The following is a 22,677-nucleotide window of genomic DNA, read 5'->3' as shown; positions in this document are numbered from 1 at the left end:
TCCCCGGCGCGCTCAGCCAAGCAAGCAGACACGACAAGGAACCCCGGCCTCGTCACGCTTACGCGGAAGAGGCCGGGGAATTTCAGGAAACCGCTGAGGCGGTTACTCCTTGAAGGTCATACCGAAATCGATTGCACCAAGGGCATCCAGGAAGTCCGCGGACACCTGGCCGTCTTGGAAATCAAGCTCGGTGTAGTTCGAGTTCGCCAGAGCCTCGGGCGTGGGCTCGACCGTAACGTTGTTGTAACGCGACAGGCCGGTACCAGCCGGGATGAGCTTACCGAGAATGACGTTCTCCTTGAGGCCAAGAAGCTGATCCGACTTGCCGTTCATTGCGGCTTCGGTCAGGACCTTCGTGGTCTCCTGGAAGGATGCAGCAGACAACCACGAATCGGTTGCCAACGACGCCTTGGTGATACCCATGAGCATCTGACGACCGGAAGCCGGCTGTCCGCCCTCGGCAGCAACCTTACGGTTCTGCGCAAGGTAGGCCATGCGGTCAACCAGTTCGCCAGGCATGAAGGTCGTGTCGCCCGGCTCCAGGATGGTGACCTTGCGGAGCATCTGGCGAACGATGACCTCGATGTGCTTGGAGTGGATACCCACGCCCTGATCGCGGTAAACCTTCTGGACCTCGTCGACGAGCTGCTTCTGGGCCACGTTGCGGCCCATGATGCGCAGAACTTCCTTGGGATCCAGCTGGCCTTCGGTCAGTGCAGTACCGGCATCGATGTGCTGTCCTTCTTCCACCAGGAGCTTCTGGCGACGAGAAACCTCGATGACCAGGTCTTCCTTGGCGTCATCACGGATGATGACGATGCGACGCACCGAAGGATCTTCGTCGTCAATGTGAACGCGACCAGCGGCCTCGTTCATCTTGGCTTCGATCTTCGGGCTACGCGCCTCGAAGAGTTCCTGAACACGAGGCAGACCCTGGGTAATGTCGGCTGCCGAGGCCGCACCACCGGTGTGGAAGGTACGCATCGTCAGCTGGGTACCCGGCTCGCCAATCGACTGAGCGGCGATAATGCCGACGGCCTCGCCGATGTCGACCTGCTTGCCGGTGGCCAGCGAGCGACCGTAGCAGGTCGCGCAGGTGCCGACCTGAGATTCACAGGTCAGGACGGAGCGGCAGACAACTTCCTCCACGCCAGCTGCAACGAGCTGTGCGAGCAGGTCATCACCCAAGTCGCTTCCTGCCGGAGCAACAACGGTGCCATCTTCTGCAACCGCATCGCGAGCAAGGGTACGTGCGTACGCCGTGGTCTCGATGGTGTCCAGAGCTTCCCACTCTCCCGCAGAGTTCTTCTGCGCGATCTGGATGCGCACGCCCTGGCGGGTGCCACAGTCGGCCTCGCGAACGATCACGTCCTGCGAAACGTCGACGAGGCGACGGGTCAGGTAGCCCGACTCTGCCGTACGAAGAGCGGTATCAGCCAGACCCTTACGAGCGCCGTGGGTAGCGATGAAGTACTCGAGAACCGTCAGGCCCTCGCGGTAGTTCGCCTTAATGGGCTGCTCGATGAGCTTCTGCTTCGGGTCGGACACGAGGCCTCGCATACCAGCAAGCTGCTGGACCTGAGACCAGTTACCTCGAGCACCGGAAGAAACCATGCGATACACGGTGTTACGTGCCGTGAAGTGTTCGCGCATATCCTGCGCGACTTCTTCGGTGCACTTGAGCCACAGGTCAACCAGCTCTTCGTAGCGGGTTTCCTCGAGGATGATACCGGTCTCGAACTGATCCTGGATCTCGGCGGCCTTGGCCTCGTAGCGAGCGAGGATCGCACGCTTGTTCGGGGAAGCCTGAATATCCGAGAAGGCAATGGTGATACCCGACCAGGTCGACCAGTGGAAGCCAGCCGACTTGAGGGCATCCAAGCAGTCCGCAACCAAGACGTTCGGGTAGCGCTCGGTGAGGGTGTTAACGATCTGGCCCAGCTGCTTCTTACCGACGACCTCGTTCACGAAGGGGTAGTCAACAGGAAGCTGCTCGTTGAAGATCGCGCGACCCAGCGAGGTTTCCAGAATGATGTCGTCGCCCTCGCTCCAGCCTTCGGGAGCTTCCCAATCCAGCGGAGGAACGATACCCGAGAAACGGATACGAGCGCGCTGGTTCAGGTGAAGATCGCCGTTATCGAAGGCCATGCGGGCCTCGGCAACAGTGGAGAACACGGGGACGATTTCCTCGCCGTTCTCATCGCGGGCAACCTCAACCGAGGGATCGGGATCCGAGGTCAGGTGGAACAGACCGATGATCATGTCCTGAGAAGGCATGGCCACGGGGCGTCCATCCGAGGGCTTCAAAATGTTGTTGGTCGACAGCATGAGGATGCGGGCTTCAGCCTGCGCCTCTGCACCCAGCGGCAAGTGAACTGCCATCTGGTCACCGTCGAAGTCAGCGTTGAATGCGCCACAAGCCAGCGGGTGAAGCTGGATTGCCTTACCTTCAATGAGCTGAGGCTCGAAGGCCTGAATACCGAGGCGGTGCAGCGTAGGTGCACGGTTCAGCAGCACCGGGTGCTCGCGGATGACGTCGTCGAGGACGTCCCACACCTCGGGGCGCTGACGCTCAACCTTACGCTTTGCAGCCTTCACATTCTGCGCGAAGTTCTTCTCAACCAGGCGCTTCATAACGAAGGGCTTGAAGAGCTCCAGAGCCATCTGCTTGGGCAGACCACACTGATGGAGCTTGAGCTGAGGTCCAACGACGATAACGGAACGACCCGAGTAGTCCACGCGCTTACCCAGAAGGTTCTGGCGGAAACGACCCTGCTTGCCCTTGAGCATGTCAGAGATGGACTTGAGCGGCCGGTTACCGGGGCCTGCGACAGGACGGCCACGGCGGCCGTTGTCGAAGAGCGCGTCAACGGATTCCTGAAGCATGCGCTTCTCGTTGTTGACGATGATCTCGGGCGCACCCAGCTCGAGCAGACGCTTGAGTCGGGTATTGCGGTTGATCACGCGACGGTACAGGTCGTTCAGGTCAGAGGTCGCGAAACGACCACCATCAAGCTGAACCATGGGGCGAAGATCCGGCGGAATAACCGGGATGTTCGTCAGAACCATGGACTCGGGCTTGTTGCCGGTCGCAACGAATGCGTTGATGACCTTCAGGCGCTTAATCGCACGAGTCTTGCGGGGACCATTCTCATTCTGAATGATCGAACGCAGCTGTTCGACCTCGGCTTCCAGATCAAAGGTCTGCAGACGCTTCTGGATAGCAGAAGCGCCCATGTCACCCTTGAAGTAGGTGCCGTAGCGAGCAACCATCGCGCGGTAGAGGCGCTCGTCACCTTCAAGGTCACCGACCTTGAGGGACTTGAAGCGCTCCCAAACGGTTTCCAGGCCTTCAATGTCACCGTCGTAACGACGACGAATCTTGGCCATGTCGCGCTCGCCGGCCTTGCGGCGGCGTTCAATCTCGGTTGCGGAGGCATCGGAAGCTTCGAGCTCAGCGATCTCGGCTTCCAAGCGCTCTGCGAATTCGTTGATAGCGGCATCGCGCTGGTTTTCGAGGTGGGTCTTTTCGACCTCGAGCTCGGAACGAAGATCCATCAGGTCTTCGTCGCGGCCCTTCTCGTCAACCTCGGTGATCATGTAGGCAGCGAAGTAGATGACCTTTTCGAGGTCCTTCGGAGCCAGATCCAGCACGTAGCCCAGGCGCGAGGGAACACCCTTGAAGTACCAAATGTGGGTAACGGGAGCTGCCAGGTCGATGTGACCCATACGCTCACGACGCACCTTGGAGCGCGTCACCTCGACACCACACTTTTCGCAGATGATGCCCTTGTAGCGCACGCGCTTGTACTTACCACACGCGCATTCCCAGTCGCGGGTGGGGCCGAAGATCTGTTCACCGAACAGGCCGTCGCGCTCGGGCTTGAGCGTGCGGTAGTTGATGGTCTCCGGCTTCTTCACTTCACCGTGGCTCCACGAGGCGATGTCCTCGCCCGTGGCCAGGGTGATCTTCAAACTGTCGAACGTCTTGGCGTCCAGCAAAGTCATTGCTCCTTATCAGATCGCATCGATGGTCGCCGCGGCGTTCGGACGCGCATCAAGAGTGATGCCCAGTTCCTCACGCGCATTGAAGTCGTCATCTTCTTCACGCAGGTCAATGACGTTGCCGGCTGCGTCGAGAGCTTCGACGTTCAGGCACAGCGAACGCATTTCCTGGATCAGAACACGGAAGGATTCGGGGATGCCAGGCTCGGGGATGTCCTCGCCCTTAACGATCGCCTCGTAAACCTTGACACGTCCGGTGGTGTCATCGGACTTGATGGTGAGCAGTTCCTGAAGGGCGTAGGCTGCGCCGTACGCTTCCAGGGCCCACACTTCCATTTCACCGAAGCGCTGGCCACCGAACTGGGCCTTACCACCCAGAGGCTGCTGCGTAATCATCGAGTACGGGCCGGTTGAGCGAGCGTGAATCTTGTCGTCAACCAGGTGGTGCAGCTTGAGCATGTAGGCGTAGCCCACTGCAATCGGGTACGGGAAGGGTTCGCCAGAGCGGCCGTCGAAGAGGCGTGCCTTGCCCTCGGCGTTGGTGAGGACGTCACCATCGCGGTTGGGGTTGACATTGCGCAACAGACCGGCGAGCTCTTCGGCCTCGAGGCCGTCGAAGACGGGGGTTGCCACGGGGGTCTCGGGGGCGACGACGATGCCTTCCTCGGGAAGGTGCTTCGTCCATTCTTCGCCGGCCTTGACAGCTTCCGAGGCGTCCCAGCCCTGGTGGGCGAGCCAACCGAGGTGGTATTCGAGCACCTGGCCGACGTTCATACGACCGGGAACACCCAGCGGGTTGAGGATGATGTCAACCGGGGTGCCGTCCTCGAGGAAGGGCATGTCTTCGACCGGGAGGATCTTGGACACAACGCCCTTGTTACCGTGGCGGCCTGCCATCTTGTCACCAATGGTGATCTTGCGGCGCTGGGCAACGTAGACGCGAACCGTCTGGCGCACGCCGGGGTTGAGATCGTCTTCGTCGTCGTTGAATTCACGAACGCCAATGACGATGCCTTCTTCACCGTGGGGAACACGCAGCGAGGTATCGCGAACCTCGCGAGCCTTCTCACCGAAGATGGCGCGCAGCAGGCGCTCTTCGGAGGTCAGTTCGGTTTCACCCTTCGGGGTGACCTTACCGACGAGGATGTCACCAGCGGTGACCTCGGCGCCGATGCGAATGATGCCGCGCTCGTCCAGGTCTGCGAGGGATTCCTCGGAGACGTTGGGGATATCGCGGGTGATTTCTTCCTCACCGAGCTTGGTTTCGCGTGCGTCGACTTCGTACTCTTCGATGTGAATCGAGGTGAGGACGTCCTCTTCGACGACGCGACGGCTCAAGATGATGGCGTCCTCGTAGTTGAGGCCTTCCCACGACATGTAAGCAACCAGCAGGTTCTTACCCAGTGCGACTTCACCATTGTCGGTCGCGGGGCCGTCGGCGAGCACGTCGCCTTCTTCCACGCGCTGACCTTCGTCAACGATTACGCGCTGGTTCGTGCAGTTACCGGGGTTGGAGCGTTCGAACTTCTCGAGGCGGTAGGTGTCGCGTCCGCCTTCATCCGTGGTGACGACTACCAGGTCTGCCGAGACCTCGGTGACAACACCGGAGTGCTGGGCGATAACCATTTCGCCAGAGTCGTGTGCGGCACGCTGCTCCATGCCGGTACCCACCAGCGGAGCTTCCGTGGTGAGCAAGGGCACCGCCTGACGCTGCATGTTCGCACCCATGAGGGCTCGGTTTGCATCGTCGTGCTCGAGGAAGGGGATGAACGCGGTTGCCACGGACACCATCTGGCGAGCAGAAACGTCCATGTAATCCACGCGATCACGTGCGATGAGGGTCGGGTCTTCGCCGGCAACACGGCACAGAACCTGCTCATCGATGAAGTGTCCATTAGCATCGACCGGCGAAGAAGCCTGTGCGATGAAGTGACCCTTTTCGTCATCGGCGGTCAGGTACTCGACCTCGTCGGTGACCTGTCCGTTGCGAACGATACGGTAGGGGGTCTCGATGAAACCGAAGGGGTTGATGCGGGCGAAGGTTGCCAGCGAACCAATCAGACCAATGTTCGGGCCTTCAGGGGTTTCAATCGGGCACATACGACCGTAGTGCGAGGGGTGAACGTCACGAACCTCCATGGAGGCGCGGTCACGAGACAGACCACCAGGACCCAGGGCCGACAGACGACGCTTGTGCGTCAGGCCAGCCAGGGGGTTGTTCTGGTCCATGAACTGTGAGAGCTGCGAGGTTCCGAAGAACTCCTTGATTGCAGCCACAACAGGACGGATATTGATCAGGGATTGCGGGGTGATGGAGTCCGTTTCCTGCGTGGTCATACGCTCACGAACGGTACGTTCCATACGTGCAAGGCCCGTACGCACCTGCGCCTGGATGAGTTCACCCACGGCGCGGATACGACGGTTTCCAAAATGATCAATATCGTCGGACTCGACGCGAACCTCGACGGGCTCACCGTGACGGACGCCTGCGAAGGTCTTCTCACCGGCATGCAGGGCAAGCAGGTACTTGACGGTCGCAATAATGTCACCGATAGAGAGCACCAGTTCGGGGCTATCGGCCGGGGTGTCAACAGCCAGCTTCTTGTTGATCTTGTAGCGACCGACCTTTGCCAGGTCGTAACGCTTGGGGTCAAAGTAGAAGTTGTGCAACAGAGCCTCAGCGGCTTCAACGTTGGCGGGTTCGCCCGGACGCAGCTTGCGGTAGATATCGGTCAGCGCCTCGTCGCGGGTACGAACGGTGTCCTTCTCGAGGGTCTCAAGAAGCACCGGGTAGGCGGCGAAGTGCTCGCGAATCTCGGCCTCGGACAGGCCAAGAGCCTTGAGGAAGTGCGTCACCGACTGCTTACGCTTACGGTCGATACGCACGCCCACGGCGTCACGCTTATCGATCTCGAACTCGAGCCATGCACCACGGCTGGGGATGATCTTCGCGTTGAAGATTTCCTTATCGGATGCGCGATCCGAGGTCCGCTCGAAGTACACGCCCGGCGAACGGACGAGCTGCGAGACAACGACACGCTCGGTGCCGTTAATGATGAAGGTGCCACGGGCGGTCATGAGCGGGAAATCGCCCATGAAGACGGTCTGCGACTTAATTTCGCCCGTGTTGTAGTTCATGAACTCGGCGGTCACGTACATGGGTGCCGAGTAGGTGTAATCCTTAGCCTTCGCTTCTTCAACGGAGTACTTCGGTCGTTCCAAGCGGTGATCGCGGAACGAAAGAGACATGGTGCGAGCCACGTCTTCAATCGGTGAGATCTCTTGGAAAATTTCTTCAAGACCGGAGACATCCGGAACATCTACGCGTCCAGCAGCCTTTGCGGCATCCACGCGTGCTTTCCATGCATCGTTTCCCAGCAACCAGTCAAAGCTTTCGGTCTGCAGGCCGAGCAGATTCGGTGCCTGCAGAGGCTCGCGGAGCTTAGCGAAAGAAATGCGGTTCTTGGGCTGGTTGGCAGTGTTGGTACTTGCAGCCAACGGGGGTCCTTCCCTGCGTTTTCATTGCGCGCACACGCTTTTCGACCCATTAACTGACACCGTCCGCATCCGCCCAGCGCCTATTACAGCGAATGGATACGGGTCACCTCGGGCACAATAAAGCGCAAATACTCATCATAGGCACAGGGATATAGGGGCGCAATGCTCGACGGACAATATGTCCAACCTCACGTTCAGGTTGCCCCCAGAACTACTTCAGCGCAGAAACGCTTCCAGTGCCCCAAGTCGGGCTTGAACCGACGACCCACGGATTATGAGTCCGCTGCTCTGACCGACTGAGCTATTGGGGCTTAGAAAGTGTAACGCGAAGTATTGGCCTCAGCGCAACACGAGCCCCGCAGTCCCCTACTTACTTGAGAACAACAACGACGTCGGGATCGCCCGTCTGCGTTTGAACAACGCGCGAGATTCCCAAGACATTTGCGACCTCTTCAGCGGTGGGCTTGAGGTTGGGATCCTCGTAGTAGACGGTCGTAACTTCGGTATCCCAGCCACGCGCGTTTGCGGCGCTTGCACCATCGAAACCGGCGTTAGCCAGTGCAGAAACCTTCTGCGCAGCAAGACCTTGAGTTCCGGTTCCGTTCAGCACGGAGATCTTCGCGGAGTGACGCACCGGGATGCTCGGCGAGGGAGAGGGGGTCTCACTTGTCGTCGCCGACGCGGAGGGCGAGGCGGTGGCCTCGGAAGAAGGAGAAGCAGAGGGAGTGGTCGCGCTTGCGCTGGCAGATGCCGTCGCAGTGACGCTGGTCGTAGCCTTCGGCTGCGAGCCACCCGAGGTCAGGATGTGGCTAATCCCCCATGCTGCCGCGGGAACGATCACCAGCACTGCAAGGAAGGGCCACACGCTCTTCCAACGCGAGGGCTGCTGAAGGTGCATGCCCTGGGGCATGTCTTCGCCGGCGCGGTCAAATTCATCCTTTGGATACTGAGAAGTCACGGTTTCAGGGTAGCGAAAACACTATCCCTGCGCATAGTCCCTCCCCGCGTGGCTGAGATTTCCCCATTTCAACCGATTGACGAGGCCGCGGCCCGGCAAGCCTGCGGCTACAGTAGGTCCGTGGAATCTTTGGATCGAGTGATTGACCCCTCGTGGGCACGTGCACTGGCGCCGGTTGAAAACAAAATTCATGAGCTGGGTGCTCAGCTGCGCGCTGAAGTCGAGGCTGGGCATGGGTATCTTCCCGCCGGAAGCGATGTTTTGCGGGCTTTCACCTACCCCTTGGATCAGGTGAAAGTCCTCATTGTCGGCCAAGACCCCTACCCCACTCCCGGGCATGCGATGGGCCTCAGTTTTTCTGTTGCACCCGGTGTTCCTTTCCCCGCATCTCTGCGCAATATTTTCAAGGAACTCACCACCGACGTGGGCGTTCCCATGCCCACCAGCGGGGATCTGACCCCTTGGTCGAGGCAAGGAGTGTGCCTTCTCAACCGCGTGTTGACAGTTCGCCCCGGACAGGCCGGCTCTCACCGAAAAATGGGATGGGAAGAAGTCACCTCGCGGGCCATTGACGCTCTGGTTGAGCGCCGCGATTCCTCGGGGAATCGTCTTCCGCTGGTTGCAATCTTGTGGGGACGAGATGCGCAGTCCTTGCGCGAGCAGTTGGGGGATACTCCCGCAATTGAGTCTGTCCACCCCTCTCCCCTGTCGGCCAGGCGCGGGTTCTTTGGCTCGAGGCCGTTTAGCCGCGCAAACACCCTGCTTGAGCAGCAGGGGGCGACAGCGATTGATTGGCGGCTTCCCTAAAGGCGTGCCCATCCACGGTCGCCGCTAAGAGAAGAGGGGCACCCACGTACTCTGCGCGGGCGCCCCATCTCTGTAGAGTTCTTGCGATTACTGCTTGATGAAGCGGAAACGCTGAGCCTTTGAACCGTTGTATCCATAGGTCTGCAGAGGTGTTCCATCAGCATTTCGCCCGCCCTCTAGGTCGAGGAAAAGCAAGGGAGCAACAGCGGATGCAATGGCCAGATCACCGTTGTCGGTCTCGACGACCATCCATTTCTGCGCATGAGTACCGTTTGCAGGTTGTTGAGTCACCTTGGTCCCGAAGGCTTTGCTAGCACCGTAGACATCCAGCACCTTCCCTGAGCCAACATTCGTCAAAATGACATAGCCCTGAGCATCGTGACTGACACGCCACTTTTGCGCTGAACTACCATTCGCCGAATAGAGCCACACGCGTGCGCCGGCGTCCTGTGACGCCCACTGAACATCCAAACGCTTTCCGGGAGCGGCAATCGGTTCAATCTCGTAAATCCCATCTTTGACAAGGCCACGCGTTGCATCGGCGGCATCATCAAAACGACTGATGGGATCGTTGAGCTTGTCGAGGCGCCACTGCTGAGCGGTCGTGCCATTTGCAAGGTAACCGTCAATGGGTCTGCCATTTTGAGCAATACCGGCACTGAGGTCGACGACCAATCCCGTTCCCACATTGCGAAGCATGTAGGCCCCGCCCGTGACCGAAGTGATCACCCACTTTTGATTCGGGTTGTTCAGATCCGTTGTCCAGAGCTGAAGTTGGCGGCCCGGAATGGGCGTCCCATCTGTACTATCCAGGGATTTATTCGACCAAACATTTTCGAGGCGGTAGTAGCCATCGGCGTCACGGGAGATCTTCCAGATTTGGTCGTGGAATCCGTAGTTGGTCCACGCATGGACCTTTGCACCGTTATCCAAAGAATAATTTGCAAGAGCCATAATCATATTGGGGTTCACAACACTGGAAATCGAGTAGTAACCCGGGGCAATATCTGCCTGCCCTTCAGGACTTAGCAATGGCTTCGTCGGGATAAACGCGAAGGTCTGAGCGTCTGAACCATTGGCCGTCCACAGTTGAACGTTCGCACCGGAGAATCGCCCTCCCGCCGAGATATCAAGGACGATTGACGGATCCAAGGCGGAAACAATGGTGATACGCCCCTTGTCACCGGTCACGATCTTCCACTTCTGTGCGCGGCTTCCATTACCGCTCCACTGTGCGACATTCGTTCCGGGGCGGGATGATCCCCACTGCGCATCAAGGACCTTGCCCGAGGCGACGTTAGTAATGGTCGCAAACCCCTCAGAGTCATAAGAGACCCGCCACTTCTGAGCAGCACTCAGGTTGGAATTCCACAACTGCACATTCGCGCCATCATTTCGGCTCGCCGCCCAAACATCGAGCACCAAGTCATCAGCAAGCGCGGACTTAATGTAGTACTCGCCCGCTTCAACCGACGACTTAGCACCCACGCCGTTTTGGACGCGGATCTTCTCGAAGGAACTGCCGTTCTTCTTGTAGTAGATAATGACGGAGTCTGTCGAATCCCACAGCGCGTGGGTGTAGCCTTCCTTCGCGCTGATTGAGTCAGAGAATTCCACTTGGTAGCAGGTGTGGCCGCCTGGACACAGCTTCTTAAGCTCGCTTTCGGCCTTGTCCATGGGAACGATCCAGTATTCAAGCCCGCGGTAGGGCGAAGCCTCGGATTCCATTGCCTTGGTCTTCGTCAGGTTGAAGACGCCTTTCGCTTTCCCCGGCTGCGTGCTGGCAAAGGTCGATGACTCATACCCCGCAACATCAATGCCCGGATTGAAGAACAGGATGAGCTCCGCAGCGATTGAGGCATCGACATCGGTCATTTCAAGGCGCTTGAGTTCATCTTGCTTTGCGGTAGAAAGCTCGGTCGGGGTCGCTGGATGTCCCTTGTAGTAGTAGAGGTAGCGATCCCCGTAGTAGCTCTGCGTGAATCGCGCATAGTCTTCGAAGCCAGTCTCCTGCTTCAGGTGGGTTCCAAGCATGAGCATGACTTCTTTGCCCTGTTTCTCAGCTTCGTTGAAGTAGCCGTCATTGAAGTTGTAGAGGGCCTTGAACTGAGCTGTCGCTTCAGCAGAGGGCGCGATATTGGTCTTGAGCAGAGCAGAGATATTGACGGCCTTGACCTTGGAAGAGCTCTGAATTTCCTTGGCGAATGCGTCTCCATCTCCGGGCGAGCTCAGCAGTTTCGGCCGAGAGAGCCACCACTGCGCATTCGGCTCAGAATCAACCATCGCCCACAGGTATGGCGACATCTCCAAAGTACTATCAGCAGGGTACTCGGCACGCCCATTGGCATAGGTCTTTGCCTTCAGGTCTTTCCACTCACGCACCAAGCGTTCGTGTGTCCCCTTGGGATTTCCGTCGTTATAGACATCGGGGAACTTCACGTAGGAGTATGCGCCGTCAGTGATCAACCGGATCGTGTAGCGATCCTGCGGGATTTTATTCGCGTAAATGACCTTCTGGACAACGTTGACGAAGACGTCAACGACGTAGAGGTTGATCGTCGAGGAGGGGTCTAATTCGCGTAGGTCGCGCACGTAGTCGGCGACGATGTCGATGCGATCACGGAACTGCTGCGAGGCCTCGTCGAAGCCACCGGGTTGGAGGGCGATTTCCTTTTCGGACAGGTAGGGAAGCCCGTAAACGCCGTAGTTATCAGCCTCAGGTCCGGGCAGCGCCTTCCAGTTGTACGCGTTCGGGCGCTCAAACATCGCGATTACCGGGCCGGATTTACGAATCGAGTTTTCTCCCCACAAGTTCAAGGAGAACATCGCTACGGGTAAGGTCGCGCTGACCGGTGCGATGTTGTAGCTATCTGCAGTCACGCCAATAGTTTGGTTGGACAGAGTGCGAACAGTGTTCCCGTTCTTTTCCAAAGTAACCGAAGCAGTGAATTTTCCGAAGGTTCCAAAGTCGAGAGAGTAGTTTCCCTCCTGCACCTGAGCGAGTGGAATCTTCTTGTCGATCTCGCGAGTAACTTTTCCGCGGTAGTTCATCGTCGCGCGAACGTGAACAGTATCCGCATTGGCAGCAACATCACCTGCGGCGTCATCGCCGAGGCGCACTCGCACCTGGGTGGTGTTCCTTTGCGGCTCAAGAAGGATTTCCGAGGCGGCAGTTGAGCGAGCGATACGCCTACCCTGGGCGGAAGGCGCAGTGCCTTCTTCGAGTGAGGGTGAAGCACTGACTTCAGGAGTGGCAGTCGGCGAGGCTTCAGAAGGCTGCGAAACCGTCTGCGTCGCATGTGGTGCCCTTGGTGTTGCCTCAGTGGAGGGAGCCGTAGGAGCGGCCTGTGCGGGAAGCACAGCGGTTCCAACTCCAAGCGCGCTTGACAGCAGTGTTGCAATGAAAATGCGTCGGAGGGGGCGCTGTGGCATCGAAGGATATACACGGTGCATGAGAAGTAAACCCATCTGTCGTGAACAGCTCAGGTGCGAATTGGGGGCGCACCTTTGCGTAGGCTGGATGGACAGTTACGAGTTTACCGAGCGGGCGGAGTATTTATTGCTTCGACAACCTTAATCTATTAGATTCAAAAATGTTTTGAAAGCTTGAAAACACAGGGAAAAATAGGAGTCGGTTTCCCGGATTAAAAATGAATACCTCTCTATCCAATCGGCACACCAGTAGTGTCAGAATGGTGGTTCAACTGACCGGTCCGCATCGCTCAGGTCGGCCACATCCGACAGCTCATCATCAATCGGCTCGATGATAAGTGGTGAGAGCCACTCATCCACTACTGACATGGTGCGACTGTTCGGCTCGGCTTCAAGAGGGAGTGGACTGATTCGCGTCACCACTGGAACTTGCGCGGATACCCCGGCAAGAACGCACGTCCCCGTCGGAAGGATCGGTAGCGATTCAAATGACACTCGGTCAAGATAGGCGACTGCCTTTTCGATAGCGTGCACATCCAGATTGTTCACCAGTCGATGGAGGAAATAGTTGTGCAATTGCGAGACGATCGTCTCGGAAATGTCATGAGGGCGCTGGCTCGCAATCGTCAGAAAAACGCCAAACTTGCGCCCCTCCTTGACGATCTCCTCGAACGTCTCCAAGCGGTAGTCTCGCCAAGCTTCACTCTCGCGCGAGGACTGAGAGGACAAGATATTGTGTGCTTCGTCAATAATAAGATTCAGATACTTCTGCCCATGAGGATCTGATCGCTTCTTGTCGTCGTAGAGGTGTTTACAAACAATCATGGGGATGACCTTGCGCATAGCAAGGTTAACGTTTCGCAGCGATACGACCGTTAAGGGCACTTTAGTAAGAGCGTCATCGGACACGCGGACGAGCCGCTTGACACTTGGCACACGGGCGGCCATGCGCTTCATCATCGGACCAAGGTGCTCTCGATTCGCAAATCCGCTGATCACGTCGCGGTAATACTGAAGCACCAACTTGAAGCGCACGAGATCGACGTCATCAACCGAAGAAAAATCCTGTCGGATTGCAGTGACTTTACCCTTGATGAAATCACTCCAGTCGTCAGCAGTCGCCCACTTCGCGACTGCGCCACCGGGCGAACTCCAGTAAAAGTTGTGATCACGGCTGAAGTACTGGAGATCGGCCTTCATTTCCCGGATCAAGCCCGTAAGCGCCTGATGATCCACATCATCACCAAGGCACTCCTCGACCTCCTCCAAAAAATTGACGGGGAGTTGCCTATCGATCGTTGGATCATTACTCTTAGTAGCTCGCGCGACAAGGTCGCCGATGACATCAAGAAGCGCCTCCGAGTCTGGAAGTAAGGAATCCCAGTAGTCGCTCTTCAAAACGCGAGCGATAAAGGGCGCCTGTGTTTTCTCCGTCGCATCAAGCAACACCGTCCAAAACACCGGATCGTGCACTGCGGCTTTCGGTAGAGGAAGACGGTCTCCGCGATCGTCATGAGTCGACAGATCATAAACCTGCTTCACGTCATCACCAGCAATAACGGCCGTTGCGTACTCATCAGCCTTACCGAGTCGGTTCACATACTCGCCATTGAAGTCAATCAGAACGAACTGAGACCGCTGTCGGAATGTTTTGATAGTTCCATACTTCTTGAAGAGTTCGTGGTAGAGCTTCGCCAGGGTGTACGACTTTCCACTCCCGGTGTTTCCGAAGATCCCGATGTGGCTGGCAAAAATCGCGTTGATTCCTACGGCTACGGGCTGTGTCGGTTCCATTGCCAACGCGCCAATCTCTAGTGGCTGATCACTGTCTGAGACGAAGGTGTGAATGAGGCCATACTCTTCTTCGGTGAGGATGAAGCACTCGTTGTCCAGGAGTGGCATCTCACGAACACCACGTTCGAATCGCCCATCTTCGATGTAGCCGATAAGGCTGACATCGAGTTGACGGGACAGCGGGTCTACCCCGCGGCGGTAAGCCGATACGGCGCTGCGGTCCTCTTCGACCACCTCGCCGTCAACTTTGGCGATCAACTCGACAAATCCTTTGACAATTTTCACGTAGCTCGAAACAGCGACGTTTCGCACAAGACCACCACGGTACAAGAGGTGCGAACCGTTCTTGAGCTTATCGACGGCGATTCGCACACGTCGGCCATCTACAGACACAACTCGGCCGACCCGGAACACGGATTCCTGGTCAATCATGATGTCCTCAATCACCAGTTGTCTCTGTCGTAGAGGTGTGGATATCGAGTTCGATCCGCTGGTCAGAGTAGGGAATCTTGTCGGGAACGATCGGCGCGAAGTAATCGGATTCGAGCACGTCGAGGCTGATCTTTCGCTCTCTTTCGCCTTCGGACGGCTCGGCGGGGACCACGAATTCGATGTTGCCGTTCTTGACGTCGGCGTCTGGTAAGAGTTGCTCATACAATTGGAGCCCTTCGCGGGAATAGCAGAAGACGATGACCTGCAGGGTAGGGTTCGTTCGGGCTGCTCGGAGCACAATATCGCGGAGATGTTCATCTCTGAACGAGAAACCGTGGACGAAAAGTACACTGTTCTCTTTCTCGAGTTCGTTGGCGAAGCGGCGGATTAGTTCGTAGTAAGTCTCGTTCAGTACGGTAGTTGCGAACTTGCGCTTGTCTGGGTTAACGATGCCAAGTCTGTTGTAAGTTGCCGCGAAGGCCCCAACTTGCTGAGGTTCGTTGTCGGCCCCTCCTAGGCGCTGATCCGCGTCAACAATCAGTTCATCGATCGGACGGATCGTCGGCCCCTGCCCCTCAGGTTGAGGATCGACGAGAACGTCGATTAGGTACGGTTGCGCTGCTTCCAGCTGTGTCCCGGCCTCGCTCACGAGGGAGAGAGTGTGGTCAAAGTAGATGTCTGCCTTTCGATGTTCTCGCTTGTGCTGGCGCCAGGCAGCCGATCCATGAATCTTGATGAGGTTGAATACAGGCACCTCGAATCGGTGCTCGTATCGGTTGCCCGTCCGGAAGCGGAGCGTGCTGAAATCACCGAGGTCAAACTTGGGTCGGATCTTACCGTTGAATCCGTCGGAGTAGTCGATGCCGATTTCCTCCATAGCCACCTCAAACAACATGTCCACGTTGGTTGTAAAGATGTTCACCTGCTTTGACAGGAGGGTGCTTCGCCTGCGGAGCAAGATGCGGTTTAGCGTACGAACGAAGCGCGCGTACGACCGGAGGACACCTTCCGCTGATTCATCACGGTCGATAATCTTTGAATTTGGAGCGAGAACCTGTTCAAAAAAGTACGCCTGGATTGAAGCGCGAACGAGCGCCTTGGCAGCTTCCGAAGCATGCGAATCAGCAACCTCCGTGAGGGCATCCTCAATGTTGCCCAAAGCAGCGAAGTAAGGGCTAGATGTGCCCGCACCGATCAGGAAGTTCAGATGGGCAGACTCAACGATGGTACGAAGCCGCTCCGGAGTGAGCCGATGGGGTAGAACCTCAGGAACAGGCTGTTGCGCCGCGCCATTGATACGTACCGAAGTCACTTCCCAGCCTCCTGCCCAACCCATGAGGGCACCGCACGCAATACACGTACGCAACCGTGGCAGCGTTGATCACAGAGGTACCAGTCTGGACACTTGCACATCGTTTGCTCCCTCTGCTCCAGCCCGATCATCTCGCTGGGCGCCGTCGGGAACCTCGCAACTAGTACGTCCATTGAACCACACTATCGGGGCGAACACACTGAGCCACGCACACCCCGAGGCTCAGACCATGATCTGGCAGACCATCACCCAACAAAACGACGAGCCCACACCTGCCCCAGCGCCGGCATCACCGGGCTCATCGACCTTGGCGACCAACCGTGATGCAGAAAGAGTCCTCGAGAGCACGTCCGCGACGTCAATTGCTTGGCGACTGGCCCACGGTGTGTTCCACAGGAACGCCACTCTCCGTTCGTACCTGCCCTGGCGGTAGACCCTTTCGTGAAGCCCAACCACGTACGTACGCGAACAGCTCTTCAGTCGCTTGAATGGCCGCTCCGTAAATCTCTTGCCAGAGCGATTCGGGAATGACATCTGCTCGCAGCGGCACTGCCATGTGAAAGCAGTCCGGATCTGCGGCTTGCGTCGTTGCAAGCATGTGGCTGAGAGAGAAATGAACCCAGCTCGACGTCTTCTCATAGACGGGCAGCGCCCAAGCGTGGGTGTCGGCTGCCAGTTCTTTGAGTCGAAAGTCGTTCAAAGGCTTACCATCAGCATCCTTGATTTTGCGCAGCTCTTCGCCTCGCAAGAGCTTCATGGCGAGGCTGTCAACATCCGGACCGCTGGCGACGTAATGCGCCCGGAACAACGTGTCGAGCTGAAGGCGCAGCAAAGGGGCAGCCGCATGGATGTTGTACGTGTCTACCGCATCAATAAGAGCATCGAGCACCCCGTAACTGCGCTGAATCATCGCCGTTACAATCAGGTCAGGCAGGTACAAATCACCGTCAGCAGCCATCAGGGACTGCGCGGCAAGATCCAAGTGGGCGACGCGCAGCTGGTCAAGGATTCGCCGTGGTTCCGCGAGCTTGGGATATCGATCCACTGAGCCACCCGCGAGCTGAGGTTTGGGCGCTCTGGGCAAACGAACCGGTGACAGATTTGCTTCTGGATGCCACTTCATACAACCACTATGGTTTCCAAAGTGCAGCTCCAATAGTCAACCGGCCCACATCCTTTCTGGTCCGGCCAGCACACCTGACAGGCAGACCCATCCAAGGGCCTTCCCGCTGCAGTGGGTCGACCGTCTGTTTCATAGGAGATTACTGTGCTTGATCTGTTGATTTCTGTCCTCCCCACGCTGCCGATGATACTGCCGATGGAGGTGGAAATCACGCCGAACGATGATGGGCTGCCGGGGATCTCACAGTTGCACACGATCGTGGGAGCGGTGATGACGATCGGTCTGATCGTGTCGGTGCTGGATCTGATCATCTCCGCGATCATGTGGGGATTCGGCGCGAACTCCTCCAACCCGTACCTCGCCTGCCGCGGCAAGGTCGGTGTCCTGGTCTCGTGCAGAGCATCGATCATATGCGACACCGCAGTCACGCTGATTAACTTCTGAAACATCGGCCAGTCCGTCTAGCCCTACCCAACCGTTCCAACCCGCGTGTGTGAGGAGTGATTGCGCTGGGGATCTGTGATCTGCCCGTCATCTCAGGTGTCTGCGAAACCGCTGGTGAGGCCGCCGCTTCGTTAGTGTCGTCCGCGTTCGACTGGCTCGCCCGAGCCATGGGCTCGGGCGCGGGCTGGTTTTTCGACGCCGCTTCGAAAGCGTGTGGAACATCTTCGACGTCAACACCCTGGTCGATATCACCGACGACGGATATCTGTCGGTCCGCAACCTGCTGCTCGGCATCGCAGTGTTCGTGATGCTGCTGTTCTTCTGACTACAACTCATCACCGGCCTCATCAGACGTGATCTCACCGCGCTCACCCGGGCCGCCCGCGGCCTCGCGAAATCAATGTTGGGGTCATTCGTGGTGATCACGCTGACCGGTTCGCTATTGGAAGTAGTCGACCAACTGTGTGTCGGGATCGTCCAAGCCGCCGAGAAACCAGCGAATCCGTGGGCGACAAGATCACGATCTTCCACGACGGACTAGCCGGGAACAACATCGCCGCCCATATGTCGGGGCGGTTATCATGATCTTCCTCACCGGCCTCGCGATCACCTCCGCAGCGATCGCATGGCTCTACCTGCTGGTCCGCAAGTCCCTGCTACTGGTCGCGATTGTGTTCCACCCCTCGCACTGTCAGGATCGTCGTGGGACGCCACGAGGGGTGGATCAGCAGATGGGCGATGCTCGTGGTCGCGCTGATCTATTCCAAGCTCGTGCTGGTCATGATATTCCTGGTCGCGTTCGCTCAGGTCACCGCCCCAATAAAAGTGGAACTGTGCTCCATCAGCGACCGCTAGGCGGGGTGGTGCTGATAGCGATGGCCACATTTACCCCGTATCTGACCTACCGGTTCATCAGCTTTGTCGGGCTCGACATGTAGCACGCGATCAGCGTGGAACAGGATGCCAAGAGCTCCCTCAACCGGCCCATCCCGCTACTGAACCGTCAGCCAGGCACCCCACAACAGGTCTTAAACAGCGACAACAGCGGCAGCAATGAGAACAGTGGTGGCGGAAGCAGCCGACAAAACCCGGCACCCGAACCCGCTGCCCCCGTCAGTGACGACCAGGGTCGAGGCACGATCCGGCTCATGTGCGCACCCCAAGCCCGAGAATTCTCACTCCTAGCCGCGTACCAACCCAGCACGTGATCGGGAGTTTGAGCGATGAGAACCACAGCGCATCGGCCCAGGTGGATACCATCGACGAAGTTGACATCATGAACCTCATCGATGATCGGGCGAAAGGCCATAACTGCCACAACGGCTCACAACGCCTACGAAACAAGCGGCCCCACCAAGCAAATCTGCCTGACGGCGCCGACTGAGCAGCCAGGCCAAGAATTTATCAAGATGCTTGGCTGTGGAGTCTATTTCGTTCAGCGTCGTGATTTTGCAGGGTTTACACCGCCAGCGCTGACGACCTGATGAAGTCCTACCGTGACGGATCATGGGGCGACCACACACAGGGCACAATGCAGTATCCACAGGAACGACGCAAACACGACCAACTTAAATAGTGACTTTCCCGCACAAGAAAGCCAAAACGTCGCCCTTCCAGCAACACGCAGTGTCCTATAACCCGCATGACAGACCGCGCGCTGCGTAAGCACAACGATGAAAAGGCAACAGAAAACCTCGGGCTTCCAACGGAAGCCCGAGGTGGGATGGTGGAGATGGGGGGAATTGAACCCCCGTCCAATGGCCGGCCCCAAATTCTTCTCCGAGCGCAGTCTACGGTTTTATTTCTCAGCCCCCAGCATTGCGCAGATACACAGCCAGATAGGCTCAGTTGATGAAGTGTCGGAGGCGCCCCGCCAACATGGGTGACTCCCAGTGGCTCCCTAGACGACGCCAGACACCGGGCCGGAAGCAACTCCCGGGCTGGCGGACTAAAGGCTCAGGCTGCGAGAACGTAGTCGGTGCGATTCTGTTCGGCACCTATTGGTTTGCACGCATCGTTAACGAGTTGAGCGTACATTCTCAGCTCACTTCACTCGAAACAAAGCAGTAACCCGGAGCAATATCTGCCTACCCTTCAGCACTTACCGATGACTTCCTCGGGATAAACGCGAAAGTTTGAGCGTCTGAGCCATTGGCCATCCACAGTTGAACGTTTGCGCCGGAGAATCGCCCTCCCGCCGAGATATCAAGGACGATCGAAGGATCCAACACATACAGTGGACTCCATAGCCTTCGAGAGACTGCCACACGCACATAGGCTCACCAGGGCACTCTCCAACGTAACGTCCCGCATAGTGGTGTAACCGTGTGATGGTCGGCCCGTTTGATATGGGTGCGGTCACCGTATGCTCCCTTCGAGAAAGCTCTCTCCTCCTGACTCAATATTTTTGGAGCGCAACGATGACCGAATTCATTTTTGCTTAATTCTCTCGGAGACCTCACTGCTTCCGCTCTGGTTTTTGCGACGGATCGGAGTCACGGCTCACCATGTACATCCATATAGTTCCGACTAGGCTCTGTGCGCTAAACACAATTACTGGAATCAGTACGGAAATAGCCTCATGGTAGATTCCTTGAAGGATAAAGAGTAAACCTGAATCTACATAAGCAACGGCTACGCAAATGACTGGTACTGAACCTGCTCGTTGAATCTGATACCAGGACGACTCCGACTCTGATGCCGCCTTCGTCCTGATTCCCACCCACGCATTCGGAGGCAACTTGTCATTGCGCATCGCTCGCGCAAGACCAGCCAAGCAGAATGCGGCAACAAACGTTAAGAGTCCTAGACCAAATGATATGAGTCCGTCCATCCCTCTCCCCTGTCATCTAGGCGCGCCTTTGCATATGTTGGATCGACAATTGCAATTGTATCGAGTCAACGGAGTATTTATTGCTTCGACAACCTGAATTTATTAGATTCAAAAACGTTTTGAAACCTTGAAAACACAGGGAAAAATCGGAGTCGGTTTCCCGGATAAAAAATGGATACCTCTCTATCCAATCGGCACACCAGTAGTGTCCTGCATAGTGGAGCAGGTTATTCGAGCGGTAAATCCTTCCGCAGGCGGCACGCGTGGACGAGGGAGCCAACGCAGTGGGCAGCGAAGCCGAGCACGCTATAGCCCACCCCGTAGATGAGGGCGCTGTCGTTGAAGAACAGGAACATCGGCACCAGGAAACACATGAAAGGCGCGAGCAACCACAGGAGACTGAAGCCCTCCCGCACCCCATCCCAGGCTCCGAAGACCACCGCGAGGAGCGGCAGGATCGCGAGCAGGATCAGGAACACGAGGCTCTTCACGATCTCCATCGAGTCCGCGGCGCGCGAGGCACTGAACCATACCGCCGGCACCAGCAGGTAGATGCCGAACAGCACAGCGATACGAATCCACGTTGATTTTCTCGCCCACCTCATAACTCAATGATATGCGTGTTCTACGAGAAATAATCCTGCTTGAGACATTGAGTTCGTGAGCCTCGAAAAAGGCGCACCGAAACGATCGTCGCGGTGCGCGGCGATGCCAGAAGGGCCGAGGGCTAGCTGCAGAGGCTACCGAAGAAACCGCGTTTCTTCTTCGCGGCGGCATACTCCTCTTCGGTATGGTCCTTATCGCACCACTGATCCGGGGGCACTTGTGCCCTCACCGAGTCAATGTGCTTGCCGCAGCCCTTCCAGGTGGTCTTTCCGCATACCTCACAGGTGGTGGGTCGACACATGATTGTCTCCTTCGTTGATCGGGCCTCGAATCCGTCAGCGGATCCGCTGCATGGTGTTATGAGGTTTTTCTAGGCGGGCTGCCTGCTCCGTCGCATCAGGCCAGCCGGAGGAACAATTGCTCGAGCTCTTCGATCGAGATGCTCCCAGTTTTGACTAGAGATTCTTCCGCTTCAGGTATCGGCGCATCATCGTTTTCGAGGCTGGAATCCTCGAGCGCACACTGCGACATGATCGTCGCAACCGCGAGGTAGCTAGCGCGTTTCATCGCGGAGTTAACGGCCGCGAACTGGGTCAGCACGTCCCGACAGTTCGCATCTCCACTCTCGATATGGTCGATGAGGCTGTCGAGCTGCCCGCGAGCACGCTTGAGGCGATTGATGACCTGCTTGCGCGTCGTCATGAGTGCCCCTCCCCCATGACGAGGACAGCCTCGGCCTTCTCTCCGAGCCACGCACGCAGTGTCTGGATGCCTCCCGACAACATGGTGACGTTGAAGCCCGCGTGACGCACAATACGGTAGCCGATCCAGGAGCGCACGCCAGCGGCGCACATGACGACGAAGGGCTGGTCGCCGACGTACTCGTCAACCCAGGAGCGGACTTCATCGAGGCGGTCGCGCAGCTGGGTGTGCGGAATGTTGAGTGAGTTTGGCATGTGCCCGGCCGCGTATTCCCCCACCGTGCGTACGTCGAGGACTGGCATGTCCTCGGTCAGAGCGTCCGGACCGGTGAGGATGAGTTCGCCGGCCAGTACGTTGTGCGCGACCATGCCAGTCTGGTTGACGGGGTCCTTGGCCTGGCCGTAGGGCGGGGCGTATGCGAGGTCCAGGTCGATGAGGTCCGTCGCCTTCAGGCCAGCCCGCATGGCGGTCGCAATGACATCGATGCGGCGGTCCACGCCGTCGGCACCCACGGCTTGCGCGCCGAGAATCTGTCCGCCGGTGCCGACATGCATGAGGATGTGCACGGGCTTGGCGCCGGGAAAATAGCCCGCGTGCTGGTTAGCGTGCGTGTGCACCGTGAAATACTCCGCGCCCGAGGCATCGAGGGCCTGGCGGTTAGCGCCGGTCATGGCGGCGGTGAGGCTCCCAATCCGGACGATCGCGGTGGCCTGGGGGCTCGGGATGGGGCG

16 protein-coding genes, 1 tRNA gene and 1 other RNA gene are annotated in these 22,677 nt (G+C 57.7%); 3 read left to right on the top strand and 15 right to left on the bottom strand.

The features are described 5' to 3' along the window. Positions 1 to 102 precede the first annotated feature (102 nt). From rpoC to BQ8011_RS03370, 4 genes are all read right to left on the bottom strand, one after another. A complete protein-coding gene (rpoC, locus tag BQ8011_RS03385) occupies positions 103 to 4,002 on the bottom strand; it encodes a DNA-directed RNA polymerase subunit beta' (RefSeq protein WP_072457860.1) in 3,900 nt (1,299 codons plus the stop codon). A 15-nt stretch (positions 4,003 to 4,017) separates the two neighbouring features. After that, positions 4,018 to 7,503 (bottom strand): DNA-directed RNA polymerase subunit beta, encoded by a 3,486-nt coding sequence (rpoB, locus tag BQ8011_RS03380; protein ID WP_072457378.1) that lies wholly within the window; start codon positions 7,501 to 7,503, stop codon positions 4,018 to 4,020. Between the two features lie 237 nt (positions 7,504 to 7,740). Then, positions 7,741 to 7,814, bottom strand: a tRNA-Ile gene (locus BQ8011_RS03375). Positions 7,815 to 7,873: 59 nt separating this feature from the next. Further along, positions 7,874 to 8,461 (bottom strand): LytR C-terminal domain-containing protein, encoded by a 588-nt coding sequence (locus BQ8011_RS03370; protein WP_231945365.1) that lies wholly within the window; start codon positions 8,459 to 8,461, stop codon positions 7,874 to 7,876. 120 nt (positions 8,462 to 8,581) lie between these two features. On the opposite strand from BQ8011_RS03370, the gene BQ8011_RS03365 reads away from it, so the two are divergent. Further along, complete coding sequence (locus tag BQ8011_RS03365) at positions 8,582 to 9,268, top strand: uracil-DNA glycosylase (protein ID WP_072457376.1); 687 nt, start codon at positions 8,582 to 8,584, stop codon at positions 9,266 to 9,268. Positions 9,269 to 9,355: 87 nt separating this feature from the next. Here the strand turns inward: BQ8011_RS03365 and BQ8011_RS03360 are convergent, their stop codons facing one another. The 4 genes from BQ8011_RS03360 to BQ8011_RS03345 all read right to left on the bottom strand — a co-directional run bounded on the left by BQ8011_RS03360 (position 9,356) and on the right by BQ8011_RS03345 (position 17,361). Beyond that, positions 9,356 to 12,700, bottom strand: a complete 3,345-nt coding sequence (locus tag BQ8011_RS03360) for an RICIN domain-containing protein (RefSeq protein ID WP_072457859.1) — start codon at positions 12,698 to 12,700, stop codon at positions 9,356 to 9,358. Positions 12,701 to 12,955: 255 nt separating this feature from the next. After that, on the bottom strand, positions 12,956 to 14,941 hold the full coding sequence (locus BQ8011_RS03355; RefSeq protein WP_157885005.1) for an ATP-binding protein: 1,986 nt from the start codon (positions 14,939 to 14,941) through the stop codon (positions 12,956 to 12,958). Further along, complete coding sequence (locus BQ8011_RS08945; RefSeq protein ID WP_072457373.1) at positions 14,934 to 16,238, bottom strand: SIR2 family protein; 1,305 nt, start codon at positions 16,236 to 16,238, stop codon at positions 14,934 to 14,936. Before BQ8011_RS08945 ends, BQ8011_RS03355 begins: the two co-directional genes overlap by 8 nt. A gap of 358 nt (positions 16,239 to 16,596) precedes the next feature. Further along, a complete protein-coding gene (locus BQ8011_RS03345) occupies positions 16,597 to 17,361 on the bottom strand; it encodes a hypothetical protein (RefSeq protein WP_072457371.1) in 765 nt (254 codons plus the stop codon). A gap of 144 nt (positions 17,362 to 17,505) precedes the next feature. On the opposite strand from BQ8011_RS03345, the gene BQ8011_RS03340 reads away from it, so the two are divergent. After that, the gene (locus tag BQ8011_RS03340) at positions 17,506 to 17,805 is read left to right on the top strand and encodes a DUF6112 family protein (protein WP_231945364.1); all 300 of its coding nucleotides are present in this window, start codon (positions 17,506 to 17,508) and stop codon (positions 17,803 to 17,805) included. A 581-nt stretch (positions 17,806 to 18,386) separates the two neighbouring features. Next, positions 18,387 to 18,743, top strand: a complete 357-nt coding sequence (locus BQ8011_RS03335) for a hypothetical protein (protein ID WP_072457369.1) — start codon at positions 18,387 to 18,389, stop codon at positions 18,741 to 18,743. A gap of 345 nt (positions 18,744 to 19,088) precedes the next feature. Here BQ8011_RS03335 and BQ8011_RS09320 read toward each other — a convergent pair whose 3' ends face one another. From BQ8011_RS09320 to BQ8011_RS03300, 7 genes are all read right to left on the bottom strand, one after another. Next, positions 19,089 to 19,328: an IS1/IS1595 family N-terminal zinc-binding domain-containing protein gene (locus tag BQ8011_RS09320; protein WP_456047823.1), complete on the bottom strand. Its 240-nt coding sequence runs from the start codon at positions 19,326 to 19,328 to the stop codon at positions 19,089 to 19,091. 201 nt (positions 19,329 to 19,529) lie between these two features. Beyond that, positions 19,530 to 19,884, bottom strand: a transfer-messenger RNA (tmRNA) gene (gene ssrA / locus BQ8011_RS03325). A gap of 379 nt (positions 19,885 to 20,263) precedes the next feature. Beyond that, entirely contained in the window at positions 20,264 to 20,560 is a 297-nt protein-coding gene (locus BQ8011_RS03320; RefSeq protein WP_231945391.1) for an SdpI family protein, read from the bottom strand. Between the two features lie 305 nt (positions 20,561 to 20,865). After that, on the bottom strand, positions 20,866 to 21,243 hold the full coding sequence (locus BQ8011_RS03315) for an iron ABC transporter (RefSeq protein ID WP_072457367.1): 378 nt from the start codon (positions 21,241 to 21,243) through the stop codon (positions 20,866 to 20,868). A gap of 122 nt (positions 21,244 to 21,365) precedes the next feature. Next, on the bottom strand, positions 21,366 to 21,545 hold the full coding sequence (locus tag BQ8011_RS03310) for a hypothetical protein (RefSeq protein ID WP_072457366.1): 180 nt from the start codon (positions 21,543 to 21,545) through the stop codon (positions 21,366 to 21,368). A gap of 95 nt (positions 21,546 to 21,640) precedes the next feature. Beyond that, on the bottom strand, positions 21,641 to 21,946 hold the full coding sequence (locus tag BQ8011_RS03305) for a metal-sensitive transcriptional regulator (RefSeq protein WP_072457364.1): 306 nt from the start codon (positions 21,944 to 21,946) through the stop codon (positions 21,641 to 21,643). Beyond that, the coding region (locus BQ8011_RS03300) for a rhodanese-like domain-containing protein (RefSeq protein ID WP_268753776.1) at positions 21,943 to 22,677 on the bottom strand (735 nt) is incomplete at its 5' end. The genes BQ8011_RS03305 and BQ8011_RS03300, both read right to left, overlap by 4 nt.

The organism is Actinomyces marseillensis (assembly GCF_900155605.1).
GTDB lineage: Bacteria > Actinomycetota > Actinomycetes > Actinomycetales > Actinomycetaceae > Pauljensenia > Pauljensenia marseillensis.
Note: the sequence above shows the minus strand (reverse complement) of the source record. Positions and strands in the feature narration are given on the sequence as shown.

Coding starts and splice junctions, on each gene's coding strand:
- BQ8011_RS03360 (WP_072457859.1), bottom strand. CDS start 12,700: ATGCCACAGCGCCCCCTCCGACGCATTTTCATTGCAACACTGCTGTCA.
- BQ8011_RS03345 (WP_072457371.1), bottom strand. CDS start 17,361: ATGAAGTGGCATCCAGAAGCAAATCTGTCACCGGTTCGTTTGCCCAGA.
- BQ8011_RS03335 (WP_072457369.1), top strand. CDS start 18,387: ATGATCTTCCTCACCGGCCTCGCGATCACCTCCGCAGCGATCGCATGG.
- BQ8011_RS03320 (WP_231945391.1), bottom strand. CDS start 20,560: ATGCGCAATGACAAGTTGCCTCCGAATGCGTGGGTGGGAATCAGGACG.
- BQ8011_RS03315 (WP_072457367.1), bottom strand. CDS start 21,243: ATGAGGTGGGCGAGAAAATCAACGTGGATTCGTATCGCTGTGCTGTTC.
- BQ8011_RS03310 (WP_072457366.1), bottom strand. CDS start 21,545: ATGTGTCGACCCACCACCTGTGAGGTATGCGGAAAGACCACCTGGAAG.
- BQ8011_RS03305 (WP_072457364.1), bottom strand. CDS start 21,946: ATGACGACGCGCAAGCAGGTCATCAATCGCCTCAAGCGTGCTCGCGGG.